Raw genomic sequence first — 8,324 nt, 5'->3', positions numbered from 1 at the left:
TCCCGCGCGGCGCCGGGCTCGCGCCGCGCTGCGATCGGCGCCGGGCCCCGCCGGCGGCGCGGCGGTCAGGCCGCCAGGAAGGCGCGGATGCGGTCGGCGAGCGGCGCCATGGCGGCGACGCCGTTCAGGTGGCCGAGCGGTCCCGTGACCTCGGCGACATCCACCTGCTTGCCCGCCTTGCGCAGCACCTCGATGAACTCCCGCGCCCCGTCGAGCAGGAAGACCCGGTCGGTCGGGGACGGGATGATCAGCCAGCGCCGAGCGGCGCCCTGCATCGCCGCCTCCAGCCCCGGATAGTCGTTGAGGAAAAGCTGGTTGGCGCGGACCATGTAGAGGAAGGAATTGGCGTCCGAGGTGCGGGCCCGCGCCGCCGCCGCGTCGTCCAGCCATTTCTCGATGGCGAAGCGGTCGCCGATCCGGCGCGCCGGGTCCTGCCCCTCCGGCAGCTTCCGGTCGTATTGCCGCGCCCATTGGCGGTCGCGGGCATGCAGCGTGACGATCTTCCAGGCCTCGGCCAGGCCGCGCAGCGGCGGCTCCCGCCCCTGGCCATAGTAGTCGCCTTCCCGCCAGTTCGGGTCGAGCCGGATCGGCGCTTCCCAGATGTCGAGCCAGCCCTGCATCCAGGCATCGATCTCGGCGGCGATGACCGGCATGGCGCGGGCGACGAACTCCGGATAGGCGGCCGCCCATTCGATCGTCTGGAGCCCGCCATTGGAAGGGCCGGCAACCAGGGCCAGGCGCTTCACGCCGAGCGAATCGAGCAGCCGCTTCTGGATCTCGACGAAGTCGCGCATGGCGACGACCGGGAAGCCCATGCCCCAGGGCCGGCCGGTATCCGGGTTGATGCTGGCCGGGCCCGTGGTGACGGTGTTGGCATCCGGCACGTTGACGTTGACCAGCGTGTCGGCGGAGACGACGAAGTACCGGTCGGTATCGATCGCCTTGCCCGGGCCGATGATCGCATCCCAGTAGCCGGCCGGGCCGCCGGCCGACAGCCGGCCAAAGGCGTGGCTGTTGCCGCTGAAGAAATGGCAGATCAGCACGGCGTTGTCGCCGGCATCGTTCAGCCGGCCCATGGTCTGGTAGCCGATGCGGGCGTTCGGGATGGTGGCGCCGCCGCGGGTCGGGAAGGCCCCCGCTTCGAAGACGCGCTTCTCCACCACCTCCTGCGCCGCCGCCGGCCGCGCCGGCAGGGTTGCCGCCAGCGCCGCGGCGGCCAGCAGGTCTCGGCGTCCGATCATCGCTCTCGCTCTCTCCTCCCCAAAGGGCGCCAGCGGGTGCCGGCCGGGCGGCAGACTGGGCAATGACGCGGGCGCCGGCAAGCCGGCCGGAGGCGGCGACGCGCCGTGGGGAGGTCCGGTTCCGCGCTGCGGAATTCTGCTTTAGGCTCCCGAGGCTTGCGCCGCCAAAGGCGCGCCGACCGACCCGTCCCCGGGCCGGGCCAGCCGCCGCCGAGGCGCGCGGTCCGCCGGGGTGACTTGCGGGCCGGCCCCGGACGCGGCGGGGACACGGGCACGCATACGGATACAAAGGGGGGTAGCGACTTTGCTGACGTTCTCGTTGCTGCTGGTGATCGTGCTGGGGGCGGCCTCGATCGCCTACGGCGTGGTCACCGCCAAGCAGGTCATGGCGCTGGACGCGGGCAGCGCCCGCATGCAGGAAATCGCAAAGGCCGTGCAGGAAGGCGCCTCGGCCTACCTGAAGCGGCAGTACATCACCATCGGCGTCGTCGGCGCGGTGCTGTTCGTGCTCATCGTGCTCACGCTCGGCCTGCCGGTCGCGATCGGCTTCCTGATCGGCGCGGTGCTGTCGGGCGCGGCGGGCTTCATCGGCATGAACGTGTCGGTGCGCGCCAATGTGCGGACGGCGCAGGCCAGCACGCAGTCGCTGGCCGCCGGCCTCGACGTCGCCTTCAAGTCGGGCGCCATCACCGGCATGCTGGTCGCCGGCCTCGCCCTGCTGGGCGTCGCCATCTACACCTTCATCCTGGTGTCCATCGCCGGCCTGCCGCTGAACAGCCGCACGGTGATCGACGCGCTGGTCGCGCTCGGCTTCGGCGCCTCCCTCATCTCCATCTTCGCCCGCCTCGGCGGCGGCATCTTCACCAAGGGCGCCGATGTCGGCGGCGACATGGTCGGCAAGGTCGAGGCCGGCATTCCCGAGGACGACCCCCGCAACCCCGCCACCATCGCCGACAACGTGGGCGACAATGTCGGCGACTGCGCCGGCATGGCGGCCGACCTGTTCGAGACCTATGCGGTGACCATGGTCGCCACCATGGTGCTGGCGGCCATCGCCTTCCCTGCGGACTCGCTGCATCTCGGCATGCTCTACCCGCTGGCGATCGGCGCGGTCTGCGTCATCACCTCCATCGCCGGCACCTATTTCGTGAAGCTGCCGGCCAACAACTCCATCATGGGGGCGATGTACCGGGGCTTCATCGTCACCGGCCTGCTGTCCCTGGTGGCGCTGCTGCCGCTGACCTACCTGGTGTTCGGCACGGGCACGATCACCGCGGCCGGCGCGAGCTTCTCCGCCTTCAGCCTGTTCCTCTGCGGCGTGGTCGGCCTGGCGGTGACCGGCGCCATCATCGTGGTGACGGAATACTACACCGGCACCGACTACCGCCCGGTCAAGGCCATCGCCGAAAGCTCGGTGACGGGCCACGGCACCAACGTGATCCGCGGCCTGGCCGTGAGCATGGAGAGCACGGCGATCCCGGCGATCATCATCATCGCCGGCGTGCTCATCACCTACAACCTGGCGGGCCTCTACGGCATCGCCATCGCCGTCACCACCATGCTGGCGCTGGCCGGCGTCGTGGTGGCGCTGGATGCCTTCGGGCCGGTCACCGACAATGCCGGCGGCATCGCCGAGATGGCCGGGCTGCCGAAGGAGATCCGGGTGACGACGGACGCGCTGGACGCGGTCGGCAACACCACAAAGGCGGTGACCAAGGGCTATGCGATCGGCTCGGCCGGCCTCGGCGCCCTGGTGCTGTTCGCCGCCTACACCCAGGACCTGACCTACTTCGCCAAGAACGCCGCGACCTACCCGTACTTCCAGGGCATGGGCGAGCTGACCTTCAGCCTGTCCTCGCCCTATGTCGTCATGGGCCTGCTGTTCGGCGGGGCCCTGCCCTTCCTGTTCGGCGGCATGGCGATGACGGCGGTGGGCCGCGCCGCGATGGCGGTGGTCGAGGAGGTGCGCAAGCAGTTCCGCGAGAAGCCGGGCATCATGGAAGGCCGCGACCGGCCCGATTACGGCCGGGCGGTGGACATCCTGACCAAGGCGGCGATCCGGGAGATGATCATCCCGTCGCTGCTGCCGGTGCTGTCGCCGCTGGTGGTGTATTTCGGCGTGCAGGCCATCGCCGGGAAGGCCGCGGGCTTCGAGGCGCTGGGCGCCATGCTGATCGGCGTCATCGTCACCGGCTTCTTCGTCGCGGTCAGCATGACCACCGGCGGCGGCGCCTGGGACAACGCCAAGAAGTACATCGAGGAAGGCCATCATGGCGGCAAGGGGTCCGAGGCCCACAAGGCCGCGGTCACCGGCGACACGGTGGGCGACCCCTACAAGGACACCGCCGGCCCGGCGGTGAACCCGATGATCAAGATCACCAACATCGTGGCGCTGCTGCTGCTGGCGATGCTCGCGCATAGCGGCTGACCGCCACGGGCGGTGAGCCGAGGGAGGGCCGGCGGGGCAACCCACCGGCCCTTTCCATGTCCGGCGCTCGCGATCCCGGCAAGATTCTGGCGATGGCCGGGTGGAACAGTGCCGGGCATGACACCCTTCCTCCTCGCCAGCATCGGCGGCGGCATCGTCATGGGCTTCTGGCTGGACCGCCTGGTGGAGGCGGCGCAGAGCCGGGCGCTGATGCTGCTCGGCGCCGCCGCGCTCGGCGCCACCCTGGCAGCCGGCCAGGACTGGGCCGGCATCGCCCTCGGCTGCCTGCTCGGCGCCCGGGTCATGGCACCGGGGCGGCCGCAGGGCCGATAGGCCCGGATGCCGGCAGCGGCCGGGGCCAGGGCGCGCAGGGCTGCCCTGGCGGCTCCGCGCCCGGACTCGTCCCTGCGCTCAGCCCACGCGCCGACCGCCGGTGGATCGCCGCCGGCGGCGGTCAGCCGCGACGGAGATAGGCCCGCCCCGGATCGCCGAAGCGCATGCTGGGATGGCTGCGGGCATATTGCGGCGGGAAATCCGCGACGGCGCCCAGCGCCTCGGCGGCGTGCCAGGCCCAGCGCGGCTCCCACATCATCCCGCGGCCCAGCGCGATCAGTTCCGCCGCGCCATCCTGCAGCGCCTGTTCCGCCAAGTCGGGCTCGTGCAGCAGGCCGACCGCCATGGCGGGCATCCCGGCCTCCTGCTGGATGCGCCGGGCGAAGGGCAGCTGGTAGCCCGGCCGCACATCGATCCGCTGCGCCGCGCTGATCCCGCCGGAGGACGCGGTGACGTAGTCGCAGCCCTGCGTCCTGAGCGCGCGCGCGAGCGCCACGCTGTCATCGGCGTCCCAGCCGCCGTCGGCCCAGTCGGTCGCCGAGATCCGAACGCCGAGCGGCTTGTGCGCCGGCCAGGCGGCGCGGATGGCGGCGAAGACCTCCAGCACGTAGCGCATGCGCCCGGCAAGGTCGCCGCCATAGGCATCGTTGCGCCGGTTCGCCAGCGGCGAGAGGAAGCTGTTCAGCAGATAGCCATGCGCGGCATGCAGCTCGATCAGGTCGAAGCCCAGCGCATCGGCGCGCCGCGCCGCGGCGACGTAGGCATCGCGGAGAGCCGCCATCTCCTCGACGCTCAGCATGTGCGGCACCGGCCGGCCGGGATAGGCCAGGTCGCAGGAGGAGACGGGCTGCCATCCCCCCTGTCCCGGCGGCACGGTCTCCTGCCCCTCCCAGGGGCGGCCGACCGAGCCCTTGCGGCCGGCATGCGCCAGCTGCAGGCCGAGCGCGGCCTGGCCGTTCGACCGGCAGAATTCCACTACGGGCCGCAGCGCCTCGGCCTGCGCATCGGTCCAGAGGCCGAGGCAGCGCGGCGAGACGCGGCCGCGCGGCTCCACCGCCGTCGCCTCCATGATCACCAGCCCGGCGCCGGAGACGCAGAGATTGCCGACATGCATGAGGTGCCAGTCGGTCGCGTGCCCTGCCTCCGTCGCGGAATACTGCGCCATGGGCGAGACCACGATGCGGTTGGCGAGCCGGAGGTCGCGCATGCTGTAGGGGGCAAAGAGCAGCGCCGACATACCGCGGGGTCCTCCCTCTGGCCGCGGGGTCCGGCCGCCTTGCTGGCCTGCCGGTTCCCCGCCCCTCTCTGTACCGCGGGATTGTGACGCGGTTTGCGCCGCCGGCAAGCGGCCCCGGCCTGGCCGGACGGCAGGATCGGCAGCGGGCCGTTGCACTCGCTTGCCTTCCCCGCCGGCGATGGCGGCGGGGCGCCGGCGCGTCAGCCGAAGGCGCCGACCTCATGCGTGATGGCCGCGCCGCAGCCCCGCACCAGGTCGAACAGCCGGGCCATCGGCCGGAAGATGCCGGCATGCTCCCGCGCGTAGCTCAGCCCCTCGCGCTCCGGCGCCGGCTCGTGGAAATCCATCGCCACCACCGCGCCGGGCGCCGCCGGGAAGATCTCCTCGAGCAGCGCCACGGCCGGCGCGATGTCGAGCTGCAGGATGCGCAGCGCCAGGCTCTCCCGCGTCGCGCCATGGCGCGGGCTGAACTCCGGCAGGGTCGCCGCCAGCAGCCAGATGCGGTGGATGAGCGCGAGGCGGAGCGCATGCAGCAGCACCAGCCGGTCGGGCATCGCCGGCAGGTCCGGCCAGGCATGGCGCAGCGACAGGTGGTCGGCCTGCAGCCGGCGGAACAGCCGGCGCACCGGCGCATCCAGGTCCAGCCGCTCCACCGTCGCGGCGACGCCGAGCAGCTCCTCCCGCCGGCCCGGCCGGCGGGTGAAGCCGGCGCGGTCGAGCCAGGGGCCGGGATCGAGCGTGTCCACCACCGCCCGCAGCACGCCCAGGTCGGAGCAGGCCGCCGCCCGCGCCGCCAGGGCCAGCGCCCGCTTGAAGCGCGGCGAGCGGGCGCGGAGGTCGTTGAAGGCATCCGGGTTCGCGGTGGCGGCGGTGCCCAGGCCATGCAGCGAATTCGCCATCCAGCCCAGCTGCTGCAGGATGGCGTTGTTGGGGATGGCGCGCAGCTGGGACGGGTGGCTGATCCGCACCGGCCCCCCCATTCCGTCCGATTGGCGGACGGCCGGGCGGGAGCCGGTGCGATCGAGCAGGCCGGGCCCGAAGGCGCCCAGCAGCGCAGCATAGCCCGGGTCCTCAACCAGCGCCTGCATTTCCTTCCGCACGGTTGCGAAGAAATCGGCGACGTAGTCGGCCTCGGCATAGACCGGGTCGTCCACCGGCCCGGCCGGGGCGAAGGCATGCGCGGCGATGCCGGCGATGGTCGCCTCGGCCAGCCGGGGCGTGCCGAACAGCAGGTACCCGTCGCCACCTTGGAAGGCCGTCTCCTCCCGCAGCCGGAGGCCGGCGCGGTCCAGCGCCCCGCGCGCCTGCGGCGGCGACAGGTAGGCGAGCCGGTCGGCCAGGCTGTCGGGATGCCCGCCGCGCCCCACGCTCTCGCCATGGGTGTCGAACAGCACCACCTCGATGCCGTCCAGCTTGTGCCGCCGCAGCAGCTCGACCAGGCGAAGCTTCAGCCGTTCCGCCAGGTAGCTGCCGGCAAGCTGGCCGACATAGCGGCCGCTGTCGGAATAGCCGAATTGCAGGCAGAGCCTTCCGTGCCGCCGCACATAGTCGCGGTAATGCGGGCTGCGCAGCGCCTCCTCCAGCACCCGCTCGCCGCGGTCGAGCGCCTCGGCGGTCTCGAACAGCGGGGACAGCTCGACCGCCTGCTCCGCGCCGAAGCGCTTCGCCAGCCAGAGCGCGGCCAGCAGCGTGTAGCCGGTCTCGGTCTCGGCGATCAGGAAGCGGATCGGCGCGCTGCCATCGACATGCTTGGCGATCTGGGCGCAGACCAGCATCAGCCGCGCCGCCGAGGCCTGCTCGGCGATCAGCGCGCCGAAATCGACCGGCTGCGCCTGCACCTCCCCCAGCGCCGCGTTGATGGTCCCCAGCAGCCCGCGGCGCTGCGCCATGTCGTCGGCCGAGGCGGCGAGGCCGAGGCGCTGCCGCACCGCATTGTGCACCTGTGCCGCATTCAGCCGCACATGGGTATGCGCCAGCGCCAGGCCATGCGCCGCGAGGCCGGCCCGGGCGACCACCAGCGCCTGCCGCGCCGCGTCATCCGGCGCGGCGGCGATGGCCGCCGGGAAAAGGTCGAGCAGCGGCGCGGTGCCGGTCAGCGCCACGTCCCGCCGCCCCACCATCTCGGCCGCCAGGCGGGCCACCGCCTCGGCCTCCGGCTTCTCCGGCACGGCGGCGACCTGCGCCGCCACCGCGTCCCGCGCCGCGGCGATGCGGGCGGCGATGGGCGCGGCGCAGTCGCCCAGCGCGTCGAGCTGCGCCTGCAGCCGATCGAGCTGCAGGCGCTTCATCACCAGGCGCAGCCGCAGCGTGTCCCACCAGCCGATATCGGTGCGGCCATCGGTGTCGTAGCCCACCCAGGAGGCGAGCAGCACCGGCCGCGGCACCAGCGTCGTCCAGCGGTCGCCCCACACGCCGCGGGCAGCGTCCAGCAGCGCGGCCGCCAGCCCGTCCAGCGCATCCCGTCCCCGTTGGATGGCGGCGACGGCCTGCTCGAATTCGTCGGCGAGGGTGGGCGCCGGCGGCCGGTGCGGCAGGCCGGCGGGGAACTCGGCGCCGCTGGCGGCCTCGGCCAGCGCGGTGCCGGTCGCCTGCGGCAGGGAGAAGGTCGGGTGGGCGGTGAAGACCGCGGCGAAGCGCGGCGTCTCCACCAGGGCGCGGAAGCGCGCGAAGGGGATGGGGCTGTCCTCGGGGTCCGGGCGGACCAGCCGCTCGGCGAGGATCCGCAGGTCGGGCGGCCCGGCGTCCAGCCCGACATAGGCGGCGATGCGACGGGCGCGGTCGGCCGCGGCCTGGTCGGACAGGCGCTGCACCAGCGCCGTCAGCCCCTCGAGGTCCAGCAGGCCGTCATCCATCCGCCGGCTGATGGCCAGCGCGATCAGCAGGACGGGGTCGCCGAAGGGATCCTGCGCGGCGGCGTCCCGCGCCTCCCGCAGGCGGGCGAGGAGTTCGTGGAGAGGATCGGGCAGGCTGTCCGGCATCCGGGCATGTTGCACCTGCGAAGATCCGCCTGGCCAGCGCATTGTGCGGCGCGGCGGCGGCGCCGCGCGGCCGGCGCCCGGCTCAGCCCCGCGCCGGGCCGGCGGCG

Annotated in this window: 5 protein-coding genes; 2 read left to right on the top strand and 3 right to left on the bottom strand. The window is 73.1% G+C overall.

Going from position 1 to position 8,324, the window contains the following annotated elements; translation table 11 throughout:
- Positions 1–65 precede the first annotated feature (65 nt).
- On the bottom strand, positions 66–1,241 hold the full coding sequence (locus E2C05_RS25440) for an E22 family MetX-like putative esterase (protein WP_133222445.1): 1,176 nt from the start codon (positions 1,239–1,241) through the stop codon (positions 66–68).
- 304 nt (positions 1,242–1,545) lie between these two features.
- Here E2C05_RS25440 and E2C05_RS25435 point away from each other — a divergent pair, with 304 nt between their 5' ends.
- Positions 1,546–3,669 (top strand): sodium-translocating pyrophosphatase, encoded by a 2,124-nt coding sequence (locus tag E2C05_RS25435; RefSeq protein WP_456306529.1) that lies wholly within the window; start codon positions 1,546–1,548, stop codon positions 3,667–3,669.
- Positions 3,670–3,786: 117 nt separating this feature from the next.
- Positions 3,787–4,002 carry a hypothetical protein gene (locus tag E2C05_RS25430; protein ID WP_133222444.1) on the top strand — a complete coding sequence of 72 codons (216 nt, stop codon included), beginning with the start codon at positions 3,787–3,789 and terminating at the stop codon, positions 4,000–4,002.
- A 121-nt stretch (positions 4,003–4,123) separates the two neighbouring features.
- Here the strand turns inward: E2C05_RS25430 and E2C05_RS25425 are convergent, their stop codons facing one another.
- A complete protein-coding gene (locus tag E2C05_RS25425) occupies positions 4,124–5,239 on the bottom strand; it encodes an NADH:flavin oxidoreductase/NADH oxidase (RefSeq protein WP_133222443.1) in 1,116 nt (371 codons plus the stop codon).
- Positions 5,240–5,439: 200 nt separating this feature from the next.
- Positions 5,440–8,217 (bottom strand): phosphoenolpyruvate carboxylase, encoded by a 2,778-nt coding sequence (locus tag E2C05_RS25420; protein WP_133222442.1) that lies wholly within the window; start codon positions 8,215–8,217, stop codon positions 5,440–5,442.
- Between the last annotated feature and the right edge of the window lie 107 nt (positions 8,218–8,324).

The sequence above is a fragment of the Paracraurococcus ruber genome (assembly GCF_004353985.1).
In the GTDB taxonomy this organism is placed as follows: Bacteria; Pseudomonadota; Alphaproteobacteria; order Acetobacterales; family Acetobacteraceae; genus Paracraurococcus; species Paracraurococcus ruber.
The sequence above is the reverse complement of the archived record's forward strand: the minus strand, read 5'-3'. Positions and strand labels throughout refer to the sequence as shown.

What these genes read in the sequence shown, in the direction of transcription:
- E2C05_RS25425 (WP_133222443.1), bottom strand. Translation starts at nt 5,239, where the DNA reads ATGTCGGCGCTGCTCTTTGCCCCCTACAGCATGCGCGACCTCCGGCTC.
- E2C05_RS25430 (WP_133222444.1), top strand. Translation starts at nt 3,787, where the DNA reads ATGACACCCTTCCTCCTCGCCAGCATCGGCGGCGGCATCGTCATGGGC.
- E2C05_RS25440 (WP_133222445.1), bottom strand. Translation starts at nt 1,241, where the DNA reads ATGATCGGACGCCGAGACCTGCTGGCCGCCGCGGCGCTGGCGGCAACC.
- E2C05_RS25420 (WP_133222442.1), bottom strand. Translation starts at nt 8,217, where the DNA reads ATGCCGGACAGCCTGCCCGATCCTCTCCACGAACTCCTCGCCCGCCTG.